This window comes from Winogradskyella sp. 3972H.M.0a.05 (genome assembly GCF_040493455.1).
Classification (GTDB): Bacteria; Bacteroidota; Bacteroidia; order Flavobacteriales; family Flavobacteriaceae; genus Microcosmobacter.
Map to the genome: position 1 here is coordinate 152,746 of NZ_JANFDA010000003.1, position 26,388 is coordinate 179,133.

Genomic DNA, 26,388 nt, shown 5'->3' on the forward strand with positions numbered 1-26,388 from the left:
AAAATTTTTAAACTCAAATTTATAATGAAAAAATTATTTACAATCGCTGCTGCTGCAGTTTTAGGACTTACTAGTGTTAATGCACAAGATGAAAACAAATCTTCTTCTTTGTCTGAAGGAAGTTTTGTTATTGAAGTAAATACTGGTTCATGGGCAACCGGTAACACTGCTTTTTCATTGACATCAGTAGATGGCAACACTGCTTGGTCTGCTGGTGCAGAGGCTGGTTATTTTGTTATCGATAACTTAGCTATAAAAGCTGGTTTAGGTTATGCTGATGCTGATACTATCGACGGTACTTTTGTATACAAAGTTGGAGCTAAGTATTACATTGCAGGAGAGTTTCCTGTAGGTGTAGATTTCACAGGAGCTTCTACTGACGGTAACAATGCTAACTGGGTTGGTGTACAAGGTGGTTACGCTTGGTTCGTAGCTGACAATGTAAGTATTGAGCCAACATTACGTTACAACATCACTTTAGATGAAGACAAAGCTCTAAGTGCTTTCCAAGGATTAATTGGATTCGCTTTTCATTTCTAATAAATATCAAAGCTTTAATGAAGGGGAAGTTATGCTTCCCCTTTTTTTATGCTCAAATTTTGATACCTTTACTTTATGAAAAAGCTTATTATTATCAATGGACCTAATCTTAATTTGCTTGGCAAACGCGAACCCAATATTTATGGGAGTCTTAGTTTTACTGAGTTTTTAGAGAAAGTTAGAGCAAAGTATTCTAATATATCTATTGATCATTTTCAATCTAATATTGAAGGAGAAATTATAGATAAGCTCCAAGAAGTAGGCTTTTCTTATGACGGAATTATACTCAATGCCGCTGCGTATACACACACTTCAGTTGGGATTGGTGATGCTGTAAAAGCGATTGAATCACCAGTCATAGAAGTACATATTTCAAATACATTTTCGAGAGAAGACTTTAGACATCAATCCTTTATTTCGCCTAATGCTAAAGGAGTTATCATTGGCTTCGGGTTAGAAAGTTATGAATTAGGAATACAGAGTTTAATGCATGATTAGACAGTATTTATTTGGAGTCTTATTGATTTTTACTGGATTTAATGCAATAAGCCAGACAAACACTGATGTTGGTTTAAAAGGCGGTCTGAATTTTACTTTTTTTAATGTTCAGGAATCTAATTTTGGCGAAAATGCAGAAACTGAAGTCAGTTATTTTGCTGGACTATTTCTAGATTTTGAAATTGATGAGTATTTCTCTATCCAACCAGAAGTACTTTATATTGGTCTAAGTGATTTCAAATTTATTAATGCTCCCATCTATGCGAAGTACGAAGTCGCTAGAAATTTTGACCTTATGGTTGGCCCGAGTCTAAATTATTTTTTTGATTTCTTCAACAATAAATTTAAGGTAAGAGCAGATATCTGTGCTGCGTACAACATTACGTCCAAACTAGATATTCATACTAAATATACCATAGGATTTGAAGAAATATCTCCTAATGGCATTTTTATTGGACTAGGATATCGAATATGAAAAAACGGCTATCAGATTACTGAAAGCCGCTCTTTATAGAATATGTTCTTCTTTTATAAATGGATCACTTCATCATAAGCATCAGCTGTCGCTTCCATAACCGCTTCACTCATCGTTGGATGCGGATGTACAGCTTTAAGTACTTCGTGTCCTGTAGTTTCTAATTTTCTCCCTAAGACAGCTTCAGCAATCATATCTGTAACACCAGCACCAATCATATGACAACCAAGCCATTCTCCATACTTTGCATCAAAAATTACTTTCACAAAACCATCTTTAGCTCCAGAGGCACTTGCTTTACCAGACGCTGAGAACGGGAACTTACCAACCTTGATATCGTACCCTTGTTCTTTGGCTTGCTTTTCAGTAAGACCAACACTAGCTACTTCTGGCACACAATATGTACATCCAGGAATATTTCCATAGTCTAATGCTTCCACATGGTGACCAGCAATTTTTTCAACACATAGTATACCTTCTGCTGATGCTACGTGTGCTAAAGCCTGACCTGGAGTTACATCGCCGATAGCATAGTATCCAGGAATATTAGTTTGGTAATAGTCATTGACTAAAATCTTATCCCTATCTACAGCGATACCAACATCTTCTAGTCCAATGCCTTCAATATTAGTTTTGATTCCAACAGCTGAAAGTACAACATCAGCTTCAAGGACTTCTTCACCCTTTTTAGTCTTCACAGTTGCTTTCACACCTTTACCAGAAGTATCTACAGAAGTTACTTCTGCAGAAGTCATAATTTTGATACCATTCTTCTTGAAACTTCTTTCTAACTGCTTAGAAACTTCTTCATCTTCAACAGGAACAATATTTGGCATATATTCTACGATAGTCACCTCAGTGCCCATAGAATTGTAAAAGTATGCGAACTCAACACCTATGGCACCCGAACCTACAACGATCATTTTCTTAGGTTGCTTTTTTAAGCTCATCGCTTCTCTATAACCTATTACATTTTTTCCATCTTGTGGTAAGCTAGGAAGTTCTCTAGAACGTGCTCCTGTAGCAATAATGATATGATCTGCACTATATTCTTTTCCGTCTACATCAATCTTTTTACCAGTCTTCAGTTTTCCAAAGCCTTCAATAACATCAATCTTATTTTTCTTCATTAAGAATTGTACGCCCTTGCTCATACCATCTGCAACGCCACGACTACGGTTCACTACCGCATCAAAATCGTGCTCAGCATCTTTAACTTTAAGGCCATAGTCTTCTGCATGTTTTAAATACTCAAAAACCTGGGCAGACTTTAATAACGCTTTCGTTGGGATACAACCCCAGTTTAAGCAAACGCCACCAAGATTTTCTTTTTCTACAACAGCAGTTTTAAATCCCAATTGTGATGCTCTAATAGCAGTAACGTAACCACCTGGTCCGCTACCAAGCACTATAATATCGTATTTACTCATGGATATATCTTTATCGAATTTTGAAGCACAAATTTAGGGAATTCAGCTTGTAAAATCTAAGGCTAAAGATAAATTATGATGTTTGGAGATTATTCATTTAAATTTGCTGCTACCAACTACTATATAATGAAGAATATTGCTACACTTTTTCTTTTTTTACTTTTTCAAGTTTCCACATCGCAAAACTATACCGAATACCATACAGGTAGCACAACTGATGTAAATACGAACCATGAATTTGGTATTTGTATGATGGGAGGTGCCAGTGAGAATGATAATGCCATGATATGGTTTTTAAATAGAACGAATGGCGGAGATGTTGTTGTATTGAGAGCTTCTGGGAGTAATGGTTATAACAATTATATGTATTCTGAATTGGGAGTTACTATAAATTCCGTTACGACATTTGTCATTCACAATACCTCTGGAGCAATAGATCCTTATGTCCTTGATAAAGTTGCAAAAGCTGAAGCAATATGGTTTGCTGGAGGCGATCAGTTTGATTATGTGACTTATTTTAAGGATAATGCAATGGAGGATACCTTGAACAATTTCATTAACAATAAGCAAGGTGTTATTGGTGGTACTAGTGCTGGGATGGCAATTTTGGGAAGTAGTTATTTCTCTGCTGAAAATGGGACAGTTACTAACGCACAAGCTTTATCTAACCCTTATCATAATCGTATGACTTTGGGTTATGATGATTTTTTAACGATTCCATATTTACAGGGCGTAATTACAGATACGCATTATGATGATCCAGATCGACGTGCTAGGCATGCTACTTTTTTGGCACGTTACGCGACAGATAATAATAGTTCTGCTTTTGGTATAGCCTGTAATGAATATACGTCAGTTTGTATAGATGATAATGGTATGGCAAGGGTTTATGGTGAATATCCTACATATCCTGAATATGCTTTCTTTTTGCAGTCAAACTGTACAAACGATTTTTTACCAGAGACTTGTGTTAGTAATGAACCATTGACGTGGAATAGAGCAGGGGAAGCGATCAAAGTAGCCAAAATCCCTGGTACTGAAACAGGGGAGAATTATATTGATATTGGAGGATGGAATCTTGGAGCAGGGCAAGAATGGGAAAATTGGTATGTAAATAGCGGAACATTTTCTACTGACCCTACTATAAACCCTCAGTGTGACTTACTTGGAATCAATGAGGCAAATACATTTGAGATTACAGTAAGCCCTAACCCTTTTTCTGATGAGATTGTGATTCATGCAGATGAAGAAGAAAATCTAAAATATAATCTCTATAATGCTTTAGGAAAGCAATTCGAAATTGACATAAAGAACAAACGAATCTCTACTTCAAAGCTTAGTTCAGGAGTATACTTTTTAGCCGTTTCTAAAGGACATAAAAAGCAAACCCTAAAACTAATAAAGCAATAAAATTATTGCTCAGAAGCTTTTTTATAAGCTTTATCACCACCAACAATTGGTAAAGTTAAACTTGTCTTTCCAAGATCTATAGTAAGCTCAGTACCAGCCTTTGGTAATAGTGTGAACTGACTATCGCTAGAAAAAATCATGAGCCCAATTTGCTGTCCTTTTGGAATCACTTGATCATCTGGTTGTAACTCAAAATTCACGGTGTAAAACTTGCCTGGAGCCAAAGCTTCACTCTCGGTCAATGATTTGTGATTTTGAGGATCTGCCCAACCTCTGGTGATAATATTTTCAGTAATTCTTGCTTTTTTATTATCATTCCAAGGCAGTGAGACTAACCAAACAGATAGGTTAGCTGCAGGCTTATTACTTGCCAAAGTAATACTGACTTTTGGCACTCCAGAGATATGGAGGTCTTCATTCAATATAGGAGATACATATAGCAATCTATGGTCAGAACTTTCAGCTTTAGCCAAATCTTTTCCAGAGAATGAATAATCGTCGACTAAGGTTTCTGTAGTACCTTTTTTTGACTTGGTGCTAGACAATCCACCTTTTTTATTTCCTCCTGACTTAATATAGAATGTAACATCACTTGCATCAGGATTAGGATAATCACTATATGCAGTAGGGTCTCGAGGACTATCTTGTTCTCTAACAATCCATGAACGTGGGTCTTTCTCTACGCCATTTTCTACACCATGTAAGTAACGTGTAAACCAGCGATTCATAAGTGTAATAGGAGGTGGTCCTCCATGACCAAATTGATGATAGTATGTTTGAACAGGAAGCCCCATCTCTTTGGCAGCTTTGTAGATTCTGTAACTATGCTCTGGCATTACATTCCAGTCGTTGAATCCATGAGACATCAATAAGGCAGCTTTCATGGGTTTCATCTGATTGAGATAATCGCGACCTGCCCAAAATTCATTATAGTCTCCAGTAGCTCTGTCCATACCATTAGCCATTTCAATATCTCGTACTGTGGCATTAGCATAATCTCTTTTTCTAATAAACTCTTTTGAAGTTTTACTATCCTTGATATAATTTTTGTTGGGAATTAAGTCTTCGCCGCCACTATTAATGAAATCATATAAAACATCGATATCTTCTCCTAAATAGCCACCTGGAGAACGCACTAAACCATTAGAACGATAATAATGATAGTAAGACGTATTTGGAGCTATAGGGATAATAGCCTCTAAACCTTCAACACCTGTCGTTGCAGCAGCTAGAGGAATGGTGCCATTGTATGATGTTCCAGTCATCCCGACTTTTCCAGTAGACCAATATGCTTCCACTTTTTCGTTTCCATCTGGAGTTGTATAACCATTTGCTCTACCACACAACCAGTCGACAACTGCCTTTGGAGCTAAAGATTCGTTGATACCACCAACTGTAGGAGCGCCTTGAGACAATCCTGTTCCAGGAGATGAAGAGTGCACAACAATATATCCTCTAGGTACCCATTTACTGATATGCGAATTAGAAATAATTGGGCGCTTTCCACGTCGTGTAACTTCAGGATGAACACGCTTAGTTTTTGGAGCTTCGCCCAGTTCGTGCTTTACATCCCAAAATAAGCCATCTACATCTGGTGCTACTCCAGCAAAATATGGACTAGAAACATAGATAACAGGTAGTTTTAAACCTTCAGATTCAGTTTGCGGAGGACGTGTTACTGAGACATGCATTCTATCCATTTTATCATCGCCATCTGTATTGAATGATGTTTCAACCCATAAGTCATGACGTATCCACTCATCCGGATTATTAAAAGCTTCTACAATTTGTGCTTCACCATCTTTAAAAACGGGTTTAGCTTTTTCCTGTGAAAAACTTAATGAAAATAAGCTCAGGCATAGAATTAATAAACATGAAGATTTGTAAACACGAATCATTAGTAACGGTTTTTGAGTTAAAAAAAGAAAGCCTAAATATACAACTTAAGAAAAGTGATATAAAGTATTAATCTGGCAAATATTCTTTTGGAATTGGATTCTCTTTGCTCTCCTGAGTCCAATAAATATTTACGATCCACCAGCGCTTTCCATCATTCAATAATTGAATGCTGTTGATGCCTCTCATAAAGGGCTCTGTATCTGATTTACTTCTGAAAGCTTCATATGTGCTGAATACTTGAGTAATATTGCCGAAAGTTTGGGTCGCTCTATGAATTTCTTGCTCATAGAAACCGTTATCTACTAACCATTTCCCTGAAGTATCTATATAATCTTGAGGCGACATGTAGCGTACTCTGTAGGTTCCTGTTTGATCTTTCCCAGAAGGAATTAATTTAGCATTGGGTTTGAATAGGTAATTGAACAATTCCCAGTTTCGTTCTTCTCCTTTTTCACCTGAAATAACACCATACAAGGTTTCAATAGTAATGTCAAGGTCTTTTACTTTGTCTAAGTACTTAGAATCATCTTGCGAAAAAGACACAAGTACAGAAAACAAGCATACAAGTGAGAGTAATTTTAGTTTCATGAGTTTTTTGATTTTCACTAAAGATACCTAAAAGAACTTCAACCCAAAAACAATTGCATCGTTCACGAATCCACTACCCGAATATGAGCGTATATAGTCGATTCTAAGAAACCTAAACTTGCCCCAACCAATATTATCGATACCTATGGTGTATTCTTGATACAGCTTATTGTCCGTAGTTGACAACAGATGCGCACCACCAATCAAATTGAAATTCAGTTTATTGATGAGTGGAATTTTACTCAAAATATAACCGCTGAAATCGTGCTCTGAGTGTAGTTCAAAATAGCTATCATTAGTGCTCAAAGCATAGTAAGGAAGGTTATTAAATACATTTAAGTATGATCCCTGTCCAAGCCTAGTCTGGTTACCATTAAAGTGCTGATAATCCATAAAGGCGATATCATCTGCATTGAACAATTTACCTGCTCTGGCGTTGTAGCTAAAGTTTCCTTTGTTGCCGATATCAAAAGACTGAGTCAATCGTGCTTTAACCTGACTAAAATTATAATTAGAATTAGAAGCGCCAAAACCACCTTCATAGCCTAAGTAGAGTGTTGGAAACTTACCACTTGGAATATTGAATTTACTATTGGGGTAACTCAAGTAGTTTTGATCGAAATTTATTCTAGCCGTTAGATATAACTTGAAAATATTATGAGTTTCAAAAGGTGCAACGCCAAAAGCGGTAGGATCTTGTGGATTATTGCTGCTATACTCTCTATCTGCTTTTGGATACCATACTTGATCAGTTGTATTAAACAAAGGTTTGCGTCGTTCGTAAGACAACGTAGAGTAGAAGCGAAGTCCGTTGAACAATTCTTGTGAGTATGAAGTTTGAATAAAGCTTCTGTCATAAAGCTTCATAAAGTTCTCTTCAAACATCAGTGAATACAATGTATTGTTTCCTCTAGAAATTGGATTAGAACTATTGAATTGAGCTGTAGTGACACCTCCAGATATACTCAAGAATGGTCTTGTAATGTCATTGAATTTGTATGTCGCAGATACTGTACCTCGTAATCGTTCGTCATCGAATCCATAATTAAAGTTTGCATTTATGGATAAGTAGCGTCTAAACTCATCAAAGTTTTTTCTGTAGTAACCTCCCAAGTTCAAATTAAACCCTTGTACTGTATTAAAAGCAATACTTGTAAGAGGTGAGGTAATACCTGCATTCCAATCTTTATATGAGTTACTGTAGTTGTAACCAGAAATAATATCTCCAAGTTTGAACTTGTTATTCTTGGCGTCTATGGAGTCTAGATACTTCTTCGATTTTCTAATGATTTGTATACTGTCTTTCTTTGTATAATCTGTAGTTTCTTCTAAGGTTAAAGGCACTGGTCTTATATCTTGCCAATACAAAGAGTCTTTCTTATTAGCGTTTTCTTCAAACGATACTAGGGCTCTGCCAAAGTCTTTTCTAGTAAGTTCAGGATTAAAGTCATAATTGCTGTATACTGCAGTAAATCGTCCATCACCTTTAATTCCGAAAATACCATATTTGAAATCTATATTTTGAGAGATAACTGCCCAAATGTTTTCAGATTCAGAAAACGTGAACGATTGTTTGATACGAATAAAATCAGCGGCAGGAATTTGCGCTTGCTCTCCAGTAATTTCTAGTTCTAATGCATAAATGGTCCATTGGTCTTCAACAATATATATGTCTCCAGTAAACACACGATCGTTAGAGCGTCTTGGGATTACTGAAATCTTGTTGACTAAATTCCCTCTGTCATCATAGAAGACACCTTCTAGTTTGTAGCGATAATAATTAAAGGCATACTCGGCAACAGGAGACACAATCTGATTTCCAATTTCAATATTGTTATTGTAGAAGTTATAATCGACATCTATAGCATTGTTGAAGCTAAATCCATTATCGTTACCACTTACTTTGGACGCTGTAATGTATTCTTTTAATTTATCTGGTCTAAGGAATTCTATCTTTGAAATAGTTTCCGATAAGTAAATAATACCACTACGAGTAGAGTCCAATCCACCGCCTAAGTCTCCTATCTCTTGTCCTAGAATTTTCTCAGGAGCATCCTTGATTCGTATTAGCCCTTTAGAATAAAAATCCGCTTTATACGATCGTATTTTTCTTAAGTTTTCTTTTCTTTTCTCAATTGCCTGACGCATGATGCTATTGGCAGGATTCTCATCTGCATTAATAACTACCTGATCTAAAGAAATTTTTTCTTCTTGTAGAGTAACGTTAAGTTCAAAAGGAAGTTGATCTACATTGATCTCTCTTTTTAAGGTTTTAAATCCTAAATATTGAAAAGTGATTGTGTATGCCTTGGCATCATCTACATTGAGTTCGTAAATACCATTTTCGTTTGTAGTTGTACCAATAAATGTGTTTTCAATAAAGATATTTACAAATGGAAGTGGTTCATCTTTAGAATTGGTAACTGTTCCAGTGATTTGAGAATAAGAAAGAAAGCTGAAAAATAAAGCTAAAAAGGGTAGTATTTGTTTAATCATAGATAAGGTTGATGATTCTATAGTTATAGACGCGCTTTTCTTGGAAAAGGTTGCCTAGGTATAACATAAAGTTTCAAACATAATTATATTTTATGCTGAAAAAGTTATAGTAATCCTAAAGTTATTAGAAATTTTTCTTAATCCTATCGAGCTGACGCTTATTGTCCCTGTCTTTAATAGTCTCTCGTTTATCATGAAGTTTTTTACCCTTAGCTAAAGCAATCTCTAGCTTTGCAAAGCCTTTTTCATTGATGAACAATCGCAGTGGGATAATGGTTAAGCCTTTTGTATTTATATCGCGCTCTAGTTTCTTTAGCTCACGTTTATTGAGTAATAACTTTCGCTCGGCTTTTGGTTTATGGTTATAGTAAGTGCCATAAAGGTACTCTTCGATAGTCATATTGATGACGAAAAGCTCTCCCCGGTCATTAAATTCACAAAAACTTTCAGCAATAGAAGCCTTACTAGAACGGATAGATTTTATTTCAGTTCCAGTTAAAACAATTCCAGCAGTGTACTTATCTAGTATTTCGTACTGAAACTTAGCTTTCTTATTGAGTATGTTAACCGTTTTTTGCATTGGACGCCAAAGGTAATAAATTATGAATGTCTTAAGAAGACCTTGTTAGATGATTGTTTAGTTTTACGACTTACATAGAAAACCAATCATGAAACATTTTCTCCTAGTAACGCTAACACTCTTGTTGTTTAATTGTAAAGAAGAGCCTAAAAAACTAACAGCTCAAGACATCATAGATAAATCTATTGAGGTTTCTGGAGGCGAGAAATTTACTCATTCTAAGATAGAATTTGATTTCCGAGACAAGCACTATTTAGCAAAAAGACTGAATGGGGCATTTAGTTTTGGTAGGGCTTTTAAGAGCAATGAAGACTCAGTCTATGACATTCTAAGCAATGATGGTTTTGAAAGGTTTGTAAATGATGAACTGGTAAAACTTGAAGATTCAATGAAGGTTAAGTATTCTCCTTCAGTTAATTCAGTTCATTATTTTTCTGTATTGCCTTATGGGCTCAATGATAAAGCCGTGAATAAGGAGCTATTAACCCCAGAAACAATCAAAGAAAAAGAGTACCACAAAATCAAGGTAACTTTTAACGAAGACGGTGGAGGAGAGGATTTTGATGATGTTTTTACATATTGGATCAACAAAGACACATTTAAAGTAGATTACCTAGCGTATTCTTACAATGAAAGTGATGGGATGGGTTTAAGATTTAGAGAAGCGTATAATGAACGTTATGTGAATGGATTACGTTTTGTAGACTACAAAAATTACAAACCAGAAACAAAAGATACTTCCTTGTCTGGTTTAGGTAAAGCTTTTGAAGCAGGAACATTAAAACTCCTTTCAAAAATTGAACTCAAAAATATAAGTGCAGAGATTATTAATTAATCTCTAATAACTGATCTACTTTGGTATCGCCTGCTACGGTAACTATATATAAGCTACCATTGTTATTGTCATCCATTTGCGGATACTTCTGAGCACCAAGAACACCATTAACAAACATTGGTGTTGTATTACTATGCCCAACAACTAATACTGTTTTTCCTTTAGTATCCGACATAAATGCTTTGCCATCTATATTTCGTGGGTCATAGAGCGTGATTTCTAGATTGTTCTTGTCGGCTGTAGGCTGAGCTGTTTCTTTAGTTCTATTATAGTTTGTAGAATAGACAATATCAAACTTTATATGAGATAAAATTTTACTCCAATCTTCTGCACGTTTTTTACCAGCTTCAGTCAAATGGGGATCTCTATTGGTTTTATCACTTCTGTCTTTTTCAGCATGGCGAATGAAGTAATATGTGGTTGTTTCCGTTTCGGCTGAGGTTTCCTGTCCAAAAGTAGGTAGTGCAAATAATGCACACAGGAAAAGTGTGAAGATGTATTTCATGCGATTTATTTAGTTTTTATGCGATTTTTCTAGTGGACCTTCCCAAATAACTTGTTCTATCATCCATTTGCCTTCCTCTTTGGAGAGTAACATATAGTCAATTCCCCACCAGGCCGTAACCTTGGCAGCTGCAATATGGTTCCCCATATCTAGTACTTCTACTTTTCTTATGACATCATCTGCTTGGAATTTTTTCTTTTCAAGAACGTTTTTAGCATATGCAAGCGCTTGCTCGTAAGTCATTTGGTTGGAATATTCATAAGTGTTGGTATCCTTATTCTTCCAATACCCAAATTTGTACAATCGAGGTTTTAAGGCAGCCTTTAGCTTAAGACTATCACCTTTGTAAAATCCTTCAATGTAATTCATACAGGTTTTCTCAACAGCTGAAATATCCTCTTCAGATTGGGAAAATGATAACAGGGAAAAAGAGATACAAAAAACGAAGAGTAAATATGATTTCATAAGACTAAGAGGTTGATTCGCTCAAAAATAGTCCAGAATCTTCAGTATCCTTATAAATATGTGTTAAAATGCTTAAACTGCTTTAGGCAAACTACCCAAAACTATAGCGACTCCAGCAGATGTTCCTATTCTATCTACTCCAGTTTCAATGTATTTTAAGGCAGTTTCATAATCGCTAATACCGCCAGAAGCCTTAATCTTTAAGTTATCCTTTACTGTCTTTTTAATGATCTTTACAGCAGTTAGTGTAGCACCACTTTTACTAAAACCAGTCGAAGTTTTAATAAAATCTGCTTTAGCATCTATACAAATCTCACAAGCCTTGATAATTTCATTTTTCGAAAGCTCACTTATTTCTATAATTACTTTCAGAGGAGTTCGACCAATAGCTAATTTTAAATTAGCAATATCTTTTAACACAGCAACATGATTCTTGCTTTTTAGCAATCCTATGTTCATGACCATATCGATTTCATCCGCACCATCTTCAATAGCTTGTTTTGCTTCAAAAATTTTGGATTTGGTCGTAGAAGAACCTAGGGGAAAACCAACAACAGTACAGATCTTAACATTAGATCGTTGTAGAGCCTGTTTGGCAAGAGTCACATAGCCACTCCCAACACAAACACTGTGCATACGGTACTGCTTAGCTTCGTCACAAAGATCGATGATATCACGCTCTGTAGCCGTAGATTTGAGGTTAGTGTGGTCTATATATGTATTCATTTTCATAACATGTAGGTTAATTTGGTACTATAAAAGTATACAATTGCTCTTATATTCAAAAAAAAGATACTTAATTTTTATGTACAAAGATGTTAACAGCATGTTATTAATCATTATTATATTACATGGAAATATATTCCTTGGAAAATAAATTTTTTTATCATATATTTGTACCAACAAAATGATAAACAATGAAAAAAATACTTGCATTTGCTGGAAGTAACAGCAAAACATCAATAAACAAGCAGCTCGCAATATATGCTGCAAGCTTAGTTGAAGACTCAGAGGTTACAGTTTTAGATCTCAATGATTTTGAACTACCACTTTACGGTATAGATTATGAAATGGAACATGGGATTCCTAAAGCCGCAGAAGAACTTTTAGACCATATCAAAACATCTGATGGTATTGTGCTATCCTTAGCTGAGCATAACGGAGCTTACGCTACAGTGTTCAAGAACATATTCGATTGGATGTCTAGAATTGACAACAAGCTTTGGAGTAACGTGCCGATGCTACTTATGGCAACTTCACCAGGAGGTAGAGGAGGTGCTACAGTATTAGAGATTGCAGAAGGACGTTTCAAGTATATGGGAGGTAATATAATTGCAGTTTTTTCCTTACCTTCATTTGGAGCAAATTTCTCAGAAGGAAAGATTATTAACGAAGAGCTTGATAGTGGTTTAAAACAAGCTGTTATGGAGCTTCAAAATCAATTATAAGCCATGTCATATCTCAAAACCAAAGAAAACGACGCTGATGTAACTGAATTCTTGAATAGTATCTCTGATGATACCCAAAGAGAAGACAGTATAAAATTACTCGGTATGATAGAAAAAATCACTGATTCTAAAGCGAAAATGTGGGGAAAGGCCATGGTTGGTTTTGGGAATTATACGTATAAAACGAAAGCAGGTAAAGTTGGTGAATGGTTTTATATTGGGTTTTCGCCAAGAAAACAGAACTTGTCTTTGCATCTTATGTTTGGTTTAGAAGATGAAAAAGAGCTTTTAGCACAATTGGGTAAGCATACCACAGGAAAAGGATGTTTATACATTAAACGCTTAGAAGATGTTGATACCGATGTGCTACAGAAGATAATGACAAGTACTTATAACAGTATGAAAAACATGGTATAGGTAATGGGAGATTTATCAAAAGATATCAATTCAACATTTCCAAATAATAAAGTGAAGGCTTTATTGAATATTATTTATACCGCTAACTGGATAAGCAGTCAGCAAAATGCGTTCTTTAAACCTTTTGGTATTTCACCTCAACAGTATAACATATTAAGGATTCTAAGAGGCGCCAATAAACCGCTTAAGGTGCAAACCATAAAAGAGCGAATGTTAGAGCGTTCACCAAACGCAACGCGTTTAATGGACAAGCTTTGTGATAAAAACCTTATTGGGCGATCACCAAGCCCCAATGATAGGAGAGTTGTATACATTGAGATAACTAAGAAAGGCCTTAATCTTCTTGATGACATCTCATTAGAAATGAAAGAAGATTATATCGATAATTTAACAGAAGAAGAGGCTGGGCTACTTAGTGATTTGTTAGATAGAATACGATAAAAATTTTAATCAAATATTTTCCATGGAAAATATTTAAATGAAAGGAGAATTAAACATGAAAACTAATAGTATAAAGAAAATAGGACGTAGCGATTTTGTCAACATGGGACCAGTGCGTTTAAGACAGCCGTTACCAACGCAAGATATAGAGATGATAGATCCGTTTATCTTGCTGCATCATTATGGACCGTATGAAATCAGTCCAGAAAACAACCCTTTTGATCTTGGACCACATCCGCATCGCGGTTTCGAGCCAATTACCTTTTTAGTTCAGGGAGAACAATTACATAGAGATTCGCTCGGTAATGAAAGCGTAGTTAGAGGAGGCGATGTGCAGTGGACTACAGCAGGTAGAGGTATAGTACACGCCGAAGGGCCGTCTAAAGAATTTGTGCAACGAGGTGGTACGATGGAAGGTATTCAACTATGGCTCAATTTACCAGCAGAGAAGAAGATGATTCAGCCTAATTATCAGCATGTAAAACATGAGGATTTTAATAAAATTATTTCTGAAGATGAATTAGTTTCAATCCAAGTCATTGCAGGTACTCTTGAAGGAAAGACAGGTAGAATAGCAACTCAGACATCTGTGAATGTTTACATGATTGATATTGAAGAAGGAGGTGAATATGATTTGAAGATTGAAAACAATCATCAATCTATGGTTTACCTTTTGAATGGAAGCGTAAAAATTAATGATGACTCCAGATTGATGAAAGATGAAAATCAATTGGTTGAATTCAACCAGGATGGAGATGGTTTCAAGATTTCAGCAGATTCAAAAAGTAAATTACTGTTCCTGTCTGGAGAGCCATTCAAAGAAAAGGTAGCAAGTTGGGGACCTTATGTGATGAACACCCAAACAGAGTTATTGGAAGCAATGCGAGATTATCAAATGGGTAAGATGGGATTTCTTCCAGCAAATTAAAAAAGAAAGAATATGAAAACAATAGTGCATACATCAGACAGTAGAGGTTTTGCGAACCATGGTTGGCTAAAATCTCACCATACATTTAGCTTTGCGAGTTACTACGATGCTAACAGAATGAATTTTGGAGCTCTAAGAGTGCTCAATGACGATGTGGTTCAGCCTAAAATGGGTTTTGGAACTCATCCACACGAAAACATGGAGATTATTTCTATACCTCTAAAAGGCGCATTATCTCATAAAGATAGTATGGGGAACAAACGCGCTATAGAAGTGGATGAGGTGCAAGTCATGAGTGCGGGAACAGGTCTGACACATTCAGAGTTCAATGACAGTAAAACAGATGAGGTAAATTTCTTGCAACTTTGGATTATTCCTGAAGAAAAGAACGTAATCCCAAACTATGAGCAACGAAAATTTGATACTCAAGATCAAGTTAATCAGCTTCAAACTTTAGTAGCTCCCAAAGATAAGCTGGAAGGTGAGGCTTTACCAATAAGTCAACAAGCTTATATCTATAGGTCAAAGTTAGAAGCTGGTAAAACACTAGATATTGCAACTAAGTCACCAAATAATGGACTATACGTTTTTGTGATTGAAGGAGCTCTTAAAATTGATGATTCAACGCTTGGTAACAGAGATGCGATAGGCATATATGAGTTTGATGGACTTACCGTAGAAGCCAACGAAGATTCAAGATTTATAGTTATTGAAGTACCTATGAATTAATAGATTAAGTATTACTTGAAATTGGGCATCCTGCAAAGGATGCCTTTTTTATTAAAAAATGCGATATTTGTCATTCACTACAAAAATTGATAGATGGCAATGAATAAAAATACGGTCTTAGCTTGGGCTACGACCATTATGATAATAGTTGGAATGGGATTAATAGCATTAGGAGCCTTTAGGTATGATGATGTAGCAGGATGGGGTTTTGCCGCAGTTGGCGTTGGCTTCTTCTGTATTGCATGGGTGTTTAACGCGCTTAAAGGTAGAGTATAGTTATGAGTGATGATAAAAAAATAATATTCTCAATGGCTGGAGTGACCAAGACCTTTCAAGGTGCAAATACTCCAGTATTAAAAAACATTTATTTAAGCTTCTTTTATGGAGCAAAAATTGGAATCCTAGGACTTAACGGTTCAGGTAAGTCTACATTATTAAAAATTATAGCAGGAGTCGATAAAAACTATCAAGGCGATGTTGTGTTTTCTCAAGACTATTCTGTGGGGTATTTGGAACAAGAACCACAACTAGATGATGAGAAAACAGTATTGGATGTTGTTAAGGAAGGTGTTGCGGAAACTGTTGCCATACTAGACGAATACAATAGCATAAATGATCAGTTTGGTCTTGAAGAAGTTTATAGCGATCCAGATAAGATGGAAAAGCTAATGAACAGACAAGCTGAGCTTCAAGATAAGATAGACGCTTCTAATGCTTGGGAGTTAGATACCAAGCTAGAGATAGCAATGGATGCGCTTCGTACACCTGAAGGCGATAAAAAGATAGGTGTGCTTTCTGGTGGAGAGCGTCGTCGTGTTGCATTATGTAGACTATTACTACAAGAACCAGATGTACTATTACTAGATGAGCCAACGAACCACTTAGATGCAGAATCAGTGCATTGGTTAGAACATCATTTGGCACAGTATAAAGGCACTGTTATTGCGGTAACACACGATAGATATTTCTTAGATAATGTAGCAGGTTGGATATTAGAACTCGATAGAGGAGAAGGTATCCCTTGGAAAGGGAATTATTCATCTTGGTTGGATCAAAAAGCAAAGCGTTTAGCCCAAGAGCAAAAGCAAGCCAGTAAACGTCAAAAAACCTTGGAGCGAGAGTTAGAGTGGGTTAGAATGGCACCAAAAGGTCGACAGGCTAAACAGAAAGCTCGTCTCAACAATTATGAAAAGTTGATGAGCCAAGATCAGAAGCAGCTCGATGATAAGCTAGAAATTTATATTCCTAATGGACCAAGACTTGGAACCAATGTCATTGAAGCCACAGGAGTTAGCAAGGCTTATGGAGACAAACTACTTTATGAAGACCTTAATTTTAAACTACCACAAGCAGGTATTGTAGGTATTATTGGACCAAATGGTGCTGGTAAAACTACAATCTTCAGAATGATCATGGGCGAAGAGTCTTCAGATAAGGGAGAGTTTGCAGTTGGCGAAACTGCAAAGATTGCTTATGTAGATCAGAGCCATTCAAATATAGATCCAGAAAAAACTATTTGGCAAAACTTTAGTGAAGAGCAGGAGTTGATTATGATGGGTAATCGTCAGGTGAACTCGAGAGCATATTTAAGTCGTTTCAATTTTTCTGGTAGTGAACAGAATAAAAAAGTTAAACTACTTTCTGGAGGAGAGCGAAACCGACTTCACCTTGCGATGACATTAAAAGAAGAAGGGAATGTGCTACTTCTAGATGAACCCACTAACGATCTTGATGTCAATACATTAAGAGCTTTAGAAGAAGGTTTAGAAAACTTTGCAGGATGCGCTGTAGTAATCTCTCACGATAGATGGTTCTTAGACAGAATTTGTACACATATTTTGGCTTTCGAAGGAGAAAGTCAAGTATATTTCTTTGAAGGAAGTTTCAGTGATTATGAAGAAAACAAGAAGAAGCGCCTTGGAGGAGATATAATGCCAAAACGAATTAAGTATAAGAAGTTAGTTCGGTAGTTCTTTAATCCAATTAGCTATTCTCAAACTTATTTTTGCTCCACTTTCTTTATGAAGGTGAGCGCCGTCGATATAATGATAGCCCGAGTTATCATTAGTTAGGTCTAGATACCCTTTGCTTGAGCTAATTGCTTCAGATATTTTTGAATCAAAATCGGGCATATATGTGTTTTCTATGTCCATAAGTTCTGGATGAATAGGAAGCCTAACCAAGTATACATTTCCATAAGTACTTAAAAACTCTATAGTTTTCATCAAATAGGAAAGACGAGCGCTTGAGTAATTATATTTTTTGAGATTCTTCTTGTAATCATTTATTGTGAATAGCGTTCTATTGGCAACACTGGTTGAATCATTGTCAATATTGACTTCTAGCCATCCATCATCATGCAAAAATGCAGGCGAAGATTTGGATAATATGTTATAATAATTCCCTTCAAAATGATTAATCAAATAGTTATAGTTTGCAGAGTTTGAAGGCTCTTTCACACTATTCAAAAAAGATTTGTTTTCTCTAAAAGTATCAATATCATTAGGGTTTTTAGACGTAGAAGAAATGCTCCAAGGATCTACAGTGACTATAAAAACCTGATCACTTTTTGTTGTGTCCAATTTCGATTTAATACTATTTAAATAAACATCTCCATATTTGCTAGCATAGATAGCAAAGGCATAATTAAAAGGTTCTACCTCAAGATGCTTTTTGAGAATTTCAGGTTGAATTCCTTGAGCAGCTTTAGAAGTTCCAAGTATAAGATTAGACTTTTGTGTGCCAGTTAGCTTCAGGTAGAATTGATCAGAATGACCATCCGCTCTTGAAAATACAGCTAATATTGTTACTGTTACCAACAATGAAAAAACACTAATATGTACTATAAACTTTTTCATAAATCAAAACTGAAAATACACAAAATCCTGTTGCTTTTCTCCAAATAAAAATATCATTACAACAATAACATAATACACAGTCCATCGCGCCCAAAGATTTGTATTTGGGCTAAAGCTTAAAGCATATTTTTTTCTTCTCCCAATCCATTCAATACTTAACATTATCAATACAAAAAGTAATACCAGAACAGCTTCTAGTTTGCCCACTCTAAATACATAAGGCATGCTAAATAGAGATGCATTGAGCATATTTTTTATATAATCTAGAGCAATAGTAATGGATTCCGCTCTAAAGAATATCCAACCTATTGTGGTAAGACAAAAAGTGGTTAATATGGATAAGAAGTCCCTTAAACTAAATATATACCTATCTATTGCAACAATATTGAGGTAACGCCTATTTCTATTAGCTAAATATAAAGGAATAAATAACAGTGCGTTAAATAATCCCCAAAATACAAACGTCCAATTTGCACCATGCCACAAGCCACTTATTAGAAACACGATGAAAATGTTTCTTATTGCTTTAGTTTTCCCAAGCTTACTGCCACCCAATGGTATGTAGACATAATCTTTGAACCATGATGTTAGTGATATGTGCCAACGTCTCCAAAACTCAGCTATATTCCTAGAAAAATAGGGGTAAGCAAAGTTCTGTTTTAAGTTAAACCCGAATAACTTACCTGTGCCTATAGCAATATCCGTATACCCTGAAAAGTCTCCATAAATCTGGAAAGCAAAAGCTACTGCACCCAGAGCAAGAGCGCTTCCCGAATATTGTGTATAGTTATCAAATACTTGGTTGGCGATTATTGCACAATTATCTGCGACAACTACCTTTTTGAATAAGCCCCAAATGATTTGACCTATACCATCGGTAGCTTTGTTATAATCGAAATGCCGCTTCTTAAAGAATTGCGGTAACAAGTTAGTTGCTCTTTCTATTGGACCAGCTACCAACTGGGGAAAGAAACTAACAAAGGCAAAGAAGGCTATAGCATCATTCGTAGGTTCTAACTTTCGTCGATAAACATCTATTGTATAGCTGAGTGTTTGAAACGTGTAAAAACTTATGCCAACAGGGATAATAATATTCAGACTATTAGATTCTAAGTTAACGCCCATAAACGTAAAGGCGTCTACGAAGCTTTGTACAAAGAAATCATAGTATTTAAAAACACCTAATAACCCAAGGTTAGCAATGATACTGACTAGTAATAATGTCTTACGTTTATGTTTTACTGATGTTTTAGACAAGGCTTTTCCAACGAAGAAATCAACACTGGAGCTAAAGATGATAAGTGCTAAGAACCTCCAATCCCACCAACCATAAAATATATAGCTTGTGAGTACTAATAGTGCATTCTGAATTTTTAATGCTCCTCTATTAATTGCCCAGTAAATAGCAAATACTATTGGTAGAAATATTGCAAAATCAATAGAGTTAAAGAGCATTTTCGCTTATTTTCCTTTTAGTAAATTCACGCTCACAGTAGCTAATTCACTATTTGGGAATTTTGCAAAATGATTCTCATCTGGATGCAACCCTGCCATTGAAGCAATACGATTGAAAACATCAACTTCTAAAATATACTGATCGCTATAGCCATGTGTAGCATCATAAGCAGTAGCAGCTGTTTTTCCTAAATTATTAGATGTAAGTTCAGGATTAATGGTATGAAGCTCTATAATAAGTAGCCCAAATTTTTCAACATATGGTTTCCATTTCTCTAGATGTTCCAGTAATGAAGCTTCCACCGAATTATTGCTCAATCGTTGTCCAGCAGATGCATAAGCACCAGAAGAAGTACTAATAATACTATTACCATTCTTAGGAGGATCCCATATACGATTGTGATCTAAAAAAGTTCTAACATTTAAGAGATCTTTCAGCTCAATATCATAATCCTCATCGAGATCTTTAGCTAATAAATCTGGTCTGCCAATATCTCCCCAAATCACTTTTGCCCAGATATCGGCTTTTATCAAATTGGCTCTGGTCACTTTTAGTGCTGCCTTGTTGAAATCTGCCCCAACTAAAAATAAAGGATGCTCTTCCAACATTTGCCCTCTTAAGGTACGTTGTTCTATAACATCAAAAATGTGTTCTATAAAAGCGCCATTACCACAGCCCATATCCAGAATACCTTTTGGCTGTTCGTCTATTGGTCTGTTAAAAAGTTCTATAATGATTTCATCAATGACCTTAAAATAAGTGGAGTGTGCACCACCACTTCCCCAAACATTCATTTCTCTATGGACGTGTTTTTCGGTCTCATCGGGAGAATCAGTTTTTAATACTAATGGATTACCAAAGATGAGTTCATCCAACGATACAAATGTCGGTAAGTAAGATACAGTAACACCATAAGCACTGGCACGTTTAGCGAAAAATAAACCTTCATCTGTGAATCGATAGGTTTCTTTTTTCTTTTTAAACCAGCCTAAATGAGAAAAGAAATCTAATATTTTTTTGAAACTTTCAGGGTCTTTATGATATTCCTGTGCTCTAAACGAGGCTTCCATAAAGTATTTGTGGAAGAGTCCGTTAACTCCCAAAAGCACAACTATAGGTCCAGCGATAGCACCTTCAATGTGCTTTAGTACTTGAGACTCTATGGCATCAGATTCGGTATTCTTCATACCAAATTTGTTTTCAAACTTCTTGAATATCTTTTCAAGAACAATAAATACATCTGCTCCCATGCGCTCTTCTGGGAATTTGGCAGAATACTTCAATAGATTTACTACATCTTTGTATAAAGGAGCAAGTCCAAATGCTTTTTCTGAGTTGGAGTTTATTTCGTAAGAAACACTGTTGTTTTCATTATTTAAATGTTGATTTAGCCATCCTTGTGAACATAGAATACGTAAAGCCACATTGAGATAACCTTCATTAGCATTGAATGTGCTCGATAAATCTGAAAGCTCACATTTTTTGTGCTCTAACAGGTGGCTTAATACACCCTTTTTGTGTAAAACAAAAGCGGTTGGAGCGGTTGCAATTCCATCTAAATGCCTGAAAATGGAACTTCTTAATTGGGACTTATCTTGCTTTGTTAACATCTGAAATCAATTAGATAGCTTTAAATATAAAAAAACCATCACAACTGAGATGGTCTTTATGATGAAAAGGAGATTAATTTGTTGAATATTTCCCATAGCCTAGTAATCTCTAATTGTATTCCTTTCCATTTAATCTTATGCAAGTATCTCTTTTGGGTTTTTTAGCCAAGTAAAAATGCTTTAAAATGAAGTGATTATACCTGATTTGAATAATGCAGAATTAATACGCTAGAAAAAAATACCACTTCAAGAGACCTTTACAAAGTAATTGAGAATAATATTCGATTGAGTAGCTACTATCATTTTTCGATTGCAAAAGGGGGAATCCGAAAAACCAATTTCAATAGAGTAGGAAGTAAACTTTTAATTAAAAAATTATGGCATCGTATTATTCATTTAGTGAAGAAGCAGTAGCTAATGCGCTGGAAGCAGCTAGAAAAACTCACGAAGGAACCGAACTAAGAGCAACAGAAGCAGGATTTAACATCCATAGAGGTGGAGATTTGTTGGTTGCTGCTGAGTGTATTTCAATTACGGTTGAAGATCACAAAGTATGTATCAATTTACCATTACACTTAGGGAAGCATTGTATCAGTATTCCTATTAGTGTGCCAAATGGTACAGCAGGTAAAGCATGTTTAAGTATTTGTACGACTTGGGGATTCCCAACAGGAGTTAAGGTTTCTGTAGTTATTGCAGGAATCACTGTAGTAAGTCAAACATTTGGAAAATGTTGATATCCTATAAAATTAGCGAGGTGAGATTACTCATCTCGCTGATTTTTTTGGTAACAGAATACATTTTACATGCCAAAGGCATACTTCCTCAAGACACTTACCTTAGATAACATCCTGTAGATAATCATAAAAATGATTTCTAAAACTATTACAGCTAAATAGAATAGCAATAGGTTTTCTGTTCCGATGAGATGATTACAAACAATAATAGGTATCATATGCCATAGATAAATTCCAACGGAATTGATACCAATCCATTCCAATACTTTGTTGTTAGGAGCTAAATTGTTTGTAGACATTTTCAAAATTAGATTCAGTAACAATGTATTGAACACGAAATAGTTTATAAACGCTACTATTTCATTAGGGAAATAAAACAGATAGATAACTAAGCCAAATAAGATAAGCGGTAAAAGGAATTCTAATCTATTAGGCCTCTTTAGCTTTAAATCTTTATACAGCAAACCGAGAATAAAAAAGATGTAATAATAGGGTCTGTAGGTATTTAATATCAATGCTATTGTTTTATTTTGATAAAGCTTGGGTTCCTTTATAAGAAGAATTGATATGATTGATATCAAAAGTCCGATAATCAGCAATACAACATTATTTGCTTTAGCTTTCCTTAATATCCAAGTAAGAATGACCCAACTCAAGAAAGCTGGGACAAACCATAGGTGATAGTAAGGGTCAATAAAAGCATTAACGAAACTAGATATAAAATTGATATTGGTGTCTTGATAAAGAAACAAAACATAATATCCAATAACTGCAATAATCCAGGGTAAAATTATTCGGAATAGATATTTCTTGAATAATCCTGAAATACTAAGATTGAAAGTTTTTTTTGAATTGTATAAAAATCCACAGATGCCAATAAACAGAGGCATATGAAAGCTGTATATAGTTTTTCGCCAAATGGTTTCACCGATCTCTCCTTGAAGCATATGCCCAAGAATTACAAGGATAATTAATAGTCCTTTGAATAAATCGATGTTTCTTAATCGCATTTGGGTTATTGTAATAAAAACTAGTTTTATTCTAATTTAGTAAAACAAAATATTAGATATGTATAGTATGAGGCTTTATTGATTATCAATTTTTATCAATTCAACTGGGCCGTCTGCGGAAACTCCTTTAGTATAGACTTTGACCCAATTTCCTTTAGTTTCCATTATTGTGCAGTAAATTTTTCTCCCAATGACATCACTTACATTCTCTGGCCAATTGATGATTTTTGTATATGTGAGCACATACTCACATTCAGAGACCCACTCAATGGTGGTGTGAATTTCAGCTTGATTGTCTGGATTGATTTCTATTTGCATAGAATCAGTTCTTGTAATAATTTCTTTAAGTCTTTCATCGACATATTTGAATTGCCCAGTTTTAAAATCGGAACAATTTCTTTCTTGAGCATAAGATATTATACTCATAGTTAGAAGAAAGATGATCAGGATTATTTTTTTCAAGCTATAAAGAATTACAATACACTAACCTAAAAAAAATTAAGCTAGCAAACAATCAAAAAAAGAAATTACTAAACCCTAGTTAATACAAACTCGGATAATCTTCCGGACTTGCCTCATGCATGATTTGGTAAATTTTCTCAAAAATGTCTTCCGACGAAGGCTTAGAGAAATAATCACCATCACTACCATAAGCTGGGCGATGTGCTTTACCAGTAAGTGTTTGAGGCTTACTGTCTAAATGTTCATAAGCGTTTTGAGTTTCAACAATTTCTTGTAAAATATATGCTGAAGCACCTCCTGGGACATCTTCGTCAATTACCAAAAGCCTATTCGTTTTGGCAATGCTCTTTACAATATCATGATTAAGATCGAATGGCAGTAATGATTGACAATCAATAATCTCAGCATCAATACCTACTTGTTGTAGTTCTTTTGCAGCTTCTTCCACTAAACGAAGTGTAGAACCGTAAGACACTAAAGTAATGTCCGAACCTTCTTTAATCGTTTCTACAACACCTATCGGTGTTTTAAACTCGCCAAGGTTATTCGGCATCTTTTCTTTGAGACGATATCCGTTAAGACATTCTACGATAAGCGCAGGCTCGTCACTTTCTAGCAATGTATTGTAGAATCCTGCAGCTTTGGTCATGTTTCTTGGTACTAAGATGTGAATACCTCTAAGCAGATGAACCAAACCACCCATTTGTGAACCAGAGTGCCAAATACCTTCTAGTCGGTGACCACGAGTTCTAACAATAAGTGGAGCTTTTTGTCTTCCCTTTGTACGATACTGCACGGTTGCTAAATCATCACTCATGATTTGCAAAGCATAAAGGATGTAGTCTAAATACTGAATCTCGGCAATTGGTCTAAGTCCACGCATGGCCATACCTATACCTTGACCTAAGATCGATGCTTCTCTAATACCAACGTCCGCAACTCTTAGCGCTCCATACTTTTCTTGTAAACCTTCCAAGCCTTGGTTAACATCACCAATATGACCAGCATCTTCACCAAATACTAAAGCTTCTGGATATTTGGAAAATATAGCATCAAAATTATCTCGTAACACTACACGCGCATCAACCTCTTCAGCATCATCACTATATGTTGGTACTACTTCAACATTTTGAAGCGCACTGTGTTCGGATTCACTATATAAGTATGCGCCGTAACGATCGTTATTGGCTTTAATGTTGGCATTAATCCAATTCTGTAGTGTTTGTTTTTCAGTAGATTCTTCAGAAATAACATAACGTAATGCTTTTCTTGCTGCTGACATTACATCTTTTCTGATAGGCTCTTCTATGGCAGCTAAATCATTAGCTAGCTTGGCAATAAAGTTCTTATTACTGCTAGTAGTCGCCAATGTGTTTATAAGGTTAACACAGTCTTGTTGTTCAGCTTTTATTGGATTAATAAACGCTGACCATGCAGCTTTCTTACCATCTCTGACGGCTTTCTTGATGTCCTTTTCTAATGCAGATAATTCTTCATCTGTAGACAATCCATTTGCCACAATCCATTCGCGCATTTTAGCATTACAATCATACTCAGTTTCCCAGGCTAATCGCTCTTTAGATTTGTAGCGTTCGTGAGATCCAGAAGTAGAATGTCCTTGTGGTTGTGTAACTTCTGTTACATGTATCAATACTGGGATATGTTCTACTCTTGCAATTTTAGAAGCCTCTTGATATGTTTCAATTAAATTAGCGTAATCCCAGCCTTTAACGTGTAGGATTTCATAGCCATTGGTATCTTTTTCTTTTTGAAATCCTTTTAAGATTTCAGAGATATTTTCTTTTGTAGTTTGATGTTTAGCATGTACAGAGATGCCGTATTCATCATCCCAAACACTCATCACCATTGGCACTTGTAATACACCTGCTGCATTAATGGTTTCAAAGAACAATCCTTCACTAGTACTCGCATTACCTATTGTTCCCCAAGCAACTTCATTACCATTATCTGAGAAATTGATAGTGTCGATACCATCGACATGTCTGTATATTTTTGAAGCTTGAGCCAATCCCAATAACCTTGGCATTTGACCAGCAGTAGGAGAGATGTCAGCACTTGAGTTCTTCTGCTTGGTAAGATTTTTCCAGTTGCCATTTTCATCTAAACTATGTGTAGCAAAGTGACCTCCCATTTGGCGGCCCGCAGACATTGGCTCTTCATTTAGATCGGTGTTAGCGTATAAGCCTGCAAAGAATTGCTGAATAGACAATTCTCCAATAGCCATCATAAAGGTTTGATCTCTATAATAGCCAGAACGAAAGTCTCCATCTTTAAACGCTTTTGCCCAAGCCAATTGCGGAACTTCTTTTCCATCCCCAAAGATGCCAAACTTTGCCTTACCAGTAAGCACTTCCCGACGACCCAAAAGACTACATTCTCTTGAGGTTACAGCAATTTTGTAATCGTTGAGAACTTCGGCTTTGAAATCATCGAAAGACAGACTATTTTCTAGATTAGAACTGGTTTGCATAATGTATCATGGGATTTGATGCAAATTTAGATAAAATCTAGGTGCTGCACAATTGTGTAATGTGTTAATAAATTGAAAAA

The 26,388-nt window shown here is 35.6% G+C and carries 27 protein-coding genes; 13 read left to right on the plus strand and 14 right to left on the minus strand.

Annotation, left to right across the window (positions count from 1 at the left end; translation table 11 throughout):
* Positions 1-24: 24 nt before the first annotated feature.
* The 3 genes from NCE97_RS07690 to NCE97_RS07700 all read left to right on the plus strand — a co-directional run bounded on the left by NCE97_RS07690 (position 25) and on the right by NCE97_RS07700 (position 1,513).
* Positions 25-540: a hypothetical protein gene (locus NCE97_RS07690; protein ID WP_353778429.1), complete on the plus strand. Its 516-nt coding sequence runs from the start codon at positions 25-27 to the stop codon at positions 538-540.
* A gap of 75 nt (positions 541-615) precedes the next feature.
* Positions 616-1,038, plus strand: coding sequence for a type II 3-dehydroquinate dehydratase (gene aroQ, locus NCE97_RS07695; protein WP_353778430.1), 423 nt, complete (start codon positions 616-618; stop codon positions 1,036-1,038).
* Positions 1,031-1,513 carry a porin family protein gene (locus tag NCE97_RS07700; RefSeq protein WP_353778431.1) on the plus strand — a complete coding sequence of 161 codons (483 nt, stop codon included), beginning with the start codon at positions 1,031-1,033 and terminating at the stop codon, positions 1,511-1,513. The genes aroQ and NCE97_RS07700 overlap by 8 nt, the downstream gene beginning before the upstream one ends.
* A 53-nt stretch (positions 1,514-1,566) precedes the next feature.
* Here NCE97_RS07700 and lpdA read toward each other — a convergent pair whose 3' ends face one another.
* The gene (gene lpdA, locus NCE97_RS07705; RefSeq protein WP_353778433.1) at positions 1,567-2,943 is read right to left on the minus strand and encodes a dihydrolipoyl dehydrogenase; all 1,377 of its coding nucleotides are present in this window, start codon (positions 2,941-2,943) and stop codon (positions 1,567-1,569) included.
* Between the two features lie 126 nt (positions 2,944-3,069).
* Here lpdA and NCE97_RS07710 point away from each other — a divergent pair, with 126 nt between their 5' ends.
* Positions 3,070-4,353 (plus strand): T9SS type A sorting domain-containing protein, encoded by a 1,284-nt coding sequence (locus tag NCE97_RS07710; RefSeq protein ID WP_353778435.1) that lies wholly within the window; start codon positions 3,070-3,072, stop codon positions 4,351-4,353.
* A gap of 2 nt (positions 4,354-4,355) precedes the next feature.
* Here NCE97_RS07710 and NCE97_RS07715 read toward each other — a convergent pair whose 3' ends face one another.
* The 4 genes from NCE97_RS07715 to smpB form a co-directional block, all read right to left on the minus strand.
* Positions 4,356-6,251 (minus strand): Xaa-Pro dipeptidyl-peptidase, encoded by a 1,896-nt coding sequence (locus tag NCE97_RS07715; RefSeq protein ID WP_353778436.1) that lies wholly within the window; start codon positions 6,249-6,251, stop codon positions 4,356-4,358.
* 67 nt (positions 6,252-6,318) lie between these two features.
* Entirely contained in the window at positions 6,319-6,840 is a 522-nt protein-coding gene (locus NCE97_RS07720; protein ID WP_353778437.1) for a hypothetical protein, read from the minus strand.
* 27 nt (positions 6,841-6,867) lie between these two features.
* Positions 6,868-9,336 (minus strand): DUF5686 and carboxypeptidase regulatory-like domain-containing protein, encoded by a 2,469-nt coding sequence (locus tag NCE97_RS07725; protein WP_353778438.1) that lies wholly within the window; start codon positions 9,334-9,336, stop codon positions 6,868-6,870.
* Positions 9,337-9,460: 124 nt separating this feature from the next.
* Positions 9,461-9,916, minus strand: coding sequence for an SsrA-binding protein SmpB (gene smpB, locus NCE97_RS07730; protein ID WP_353778439.1), 456 nt, complete (start codon positions 9,914-9,916; stop codon positions 9,461-9,463).
* A gap of 88 nt (positions 9,917-10,004) precedes the next feature.
* Here smpB and NCE97_RS07735 point away from each other — a divergent pair, with 88 nt between their 5' ends.
* A complete protein-coding gene (locus tag NCE97_RS07735; RefSeq protein WP_353778441.1) occupies positions 10,005-10,751 on the plus strand; it encodes a DUF6503 family protein in 747 nt (248 codons plus the stop codon).
* Here the strand turns inward: NCE97_RS07735 and NCE97_RS07740 are convergent.
* The 3 genes from NCE97_RS07740 to deoC form a co-directional block, all read right to left on the minus strand.
* On the minus strand, positions 10,744-11,256 hold the full coding sequence (locus tag NCE97_RS07740; protein ID WP_353778442.1) for a SixA phosphatase family protein: 513 nt from the start codon (positions 11,254-11,256) through the stop codon (positions 10,744-10,746). The two genes, NCE97_RS07735 and NCE97_RS07740, sit on opposite strands and share 8 nt — an antisense overlap.
* 9 nt (positions 11,257-11,265) lie before the next feature.
* Positions 11,266-11,721: a nuclear transport factor 2 family protein gene (locus tag NCE97_RS07745; protein ID WP_353778443.1), complete on the minus strand. Its 456-nt coding sequence runs from the start codon at positions 11,719-11,721 to the stop codon at positions 11,266-11,268.
* Positions 11,722-11,793: 72 nt separating this feature from the next.
* The gene (deoC, locus tag NCE97_RS07750; protein ID WP_353778444.1) at positions 11,794-12,453 is read right to left on the minus strand and encodes a deoxyribose-phosphate aldolase; all 660 of its coding nucleotides are present in this window, start codon (positions 12,451-12,453) and stop codon (positions 11,794-11,796) included.
* 185 nt (positions 12,454-12,638) lie between these two features.
* Between deoC and NCE97_RS07755 the strand changes: the two genes are divergently transcribed.
* The 7 genes from NCE97_RS07755 (at position 12,639) to ettA (ending at position 17,654) form a co-directional block, all read left to right on the plus strand.
* Entirely contained in the window at positions 12,639-13,169 is a 531-nt protein-coding gene (locus NCE97_RS07755; RefSeq protein WP_353778445.1) for an NADPH-dependent FMN reductase, read from the plus strand.
* Between the two features lie 3 nt (positions 13,170-13,172).
* On the plus strand, positions 13,173-13,586 hold the full coding sequence (locus NCE97_RS07760; protein ID WP_353778446.1) for a DUF1801 domain-containing protein: 414 nt from the start codon (positions 13,173-13,175) through the stop codon (positions 13,584-13,586).
* Positions 13,587-13,589: 3 nt separating this feature from the next.
* The gene (locus NCE97_RS07765; protein ID WP_353778448.1) at positions 13,590-14,027 is read left to right on the plus strand and encodes a MarR family winged helix-turn-helix transcriptional regulator; all 438 of its coding nucleotides are present in this window, start codon (positions 13,590-13,592) and stop codon (positions 14,025-14,027) included.
* Between the two features lie 37 nt (positions 14,028-14,064).
* Positions 14,065-14,955, plus strand: a complete 891-nt coding sequence (locus NCE97_RS07770) for a pirin family protein (RefSeq protein WP_353778449.1) — start codon at positions 14,065-14,067, stop codon at positions 14,953-14,955.
* A 12-nt stretch (positions 14,956-14,967) separates the two neighbouring features.
* Positions 14,968-15,684, plus strand: coding sequence for a pirin family protein (locus tag NCE97_RS07775; protein WP_353778450.1), 717 nt, complete (start codon positions 14,968-14,970; stop codon positions 15,682-15,684).
* A gap of 93 nt (positions 15,685-15,777) precedes the next feature.
* Complete coding sequence (locus NCE97_RS07780; protein WP_353778451.1) at positions 15,778-15,960, plus strand: CAL67264 family membrane protein; 183 nt, start codon at positions 15,778-15,780, stop codon at positions 15,958-15,960.
* A gap of 2 nt (positions 15,961-15,962) precedes the next feature.
* Positions 15,963-17,654 (plus strand): energy-dependent translational throttle protein EttA, encoded by a 1,692-nt coding sequence (ettA, locus tag NCE97_RS07785; RefSeq protein WP_353778452.1) that lies wholly within the window; start codon positions 15,963-15,965, stop codon positions 17,652-17,654.
* Here the strand turns inward: ettA and NCE97_RS07790 are convergent.
* Genes NCE97_RS07790 through NCE97_RS07800 form a run of 3 tightly spaced genes read right to left on the minus strand, consistent with a single transcriptional unit; the run spans position 17,643 to position 21,608 of the window.
* Entirely contained in the window at positions 17,643-18,542 is a 900-nt protein-coding gene (locus NCE97_RS07790; RefSeq protein WP_353778453.1) for a hypothetical protein, read from the minus strand. The two genes, ettA and NCE97_RS07790, sit on opposite strands and share 12 nt — an antisense overlap.
* Positions 18,543-18,545: 3 nt before the next feature.
* Positions 18,546-19,997 (minus strand): MBOAT family O-acyltransferase, encoded by a 1,452-nt coding sequence (locus NCE97_RS07795; RefSeq protein ID WP_353778454.1) that lies wholly within the window; start codon positions 19,995-19,997, stop codon positions 18,546-18,548.
* Positions 19,998-20,003: 6 nt separating this feature from the next.
* On the minus strand, positions 20,004-21,608 hold the full coding sequence (locus tag NCE97_RS07800) for a class I SAM-dependent methyltransferase (protein WP_353778455.1): 1,605 nt from the start codon (positions 21,606-21,608) through the stop codon (positions 20,004-20,006).
* 377 nt (positions 21,609-21,985) lie between these two features.
* Here NCE97_RS07800 and NCE97_RS07805 point away from each other — a divergent pair, with 377 nt between their 5' ends.
* Positions 21,986-22,345 (plus strand): hypothetical protein, encoded by a 360-nt coding sequence (locus tag NCE97_RS07805; protein WP_353778456.1) that lies wholly within the window; start codon positions 21,986-21,988, stop codon positions 22,343-22,345.
* Between the two features lie 65 nt (positions 22,346-22,410).
* Here NCE97_RS07805 and NCE97_RS07810 read toward each other — a convergent pair whose 3' ends face one another.
* The 3 genes from NCE97_RS07810 to NCE97_RS07820 all read right to left on the minus strand — a co-directional run bounded on the left by NCE97_RS07810 (position 22,411) and on the right by NCE97_RS07820 (position 26,308).
* Positions 22,411-23,355: an acyltransferase family protein gene (locus NCE97_RS07810; RefSeq protein ID WP_353778457.1), complete on the minus strand. Its 945-nt coding sequence runs from the start codon at positions 23,353-23,355 to the stop codon at positions 22,411-22,413.
* A gap of 75 nt (positions 23,356-23,430) precedes the next feature.
* On the minus strand, positions 23,431-23,781 hold the full coding sequence (locus NCE97_RS07815; RefSeq protein WP_353778458.1) for a hypothetical protein: 351 nt from the start codon (positions 23,779-23,781) through the stop codon (positions 23,431-23,433).
* A gap of 115 nt (positions 23,782-23,896) precedes the next feature.
* On the minus strand, positions 23,897-26,308 hold the full coding sequence (locus NCE97_RS07820) for an alpha-ketoacid dehydrogenase subunit alpha/beta (RefSeq protein WP_353778459.1): 2,412 nt from the start codon (positions 26,306-26,308) through the stop codon (positions 23,897-23,899).
* Between the last annotated feature and the right edge of the window lie 80 nt (positions 26,309-26,388).